Source organism: Klebsiella sp. K47, from assembly GCF_051858335.1.
Taxonomy (GTDB): Bacteria; Pseudomonadota; Gammaproteobacteria; order Enterobacterales; family Enterobacteriaceae; genus Klebsiella; species Klebsiella pneumoniae.
In genome coordinates this window covers 1-220 of the sequence record NZ_JBPYUI010000478.1, presented here as the reverse complement: position 1 = coordinate 220, position 220 = coordinate 1, and the positions used below count along the sequence as shown (strand labels likewise).

General features: G+C 65.5%; 1 protein-coding gene. It reads left to right on the top strand.

The genetic code is table 11. The features are described 5' to 3' along the window. A partial coding sequence (locus tag RRF55_RS28875; RefSeq protein ID WP_439419428.1) for an AAA family ATPase occupies window positions 1–220 on the top strand: 220 nt, incomplete at both ends.

Sequence of the window (220 nt, the reverse complement as noted above, 5' to 3'; positions counted from 1 at the left end):
AAGTGATGCAGGAAGGCCAGGTCACCATCGAAGGCAAGGCGTTCGCGCTGACCCCGCCGTTCTTGACCCTCGCCACCCAGAACCCGGTCGAGCAGGAAGGCACCTACCCGCTGCCGGAAGCGCAGCTGGACCGCTTCCTGCTCAAGGTGCTGATCGACTACCCGGCGCTGGAAGACGAGAAACGCATGGTCGATGCGATCACCACCGGCCGCAGCGCGGC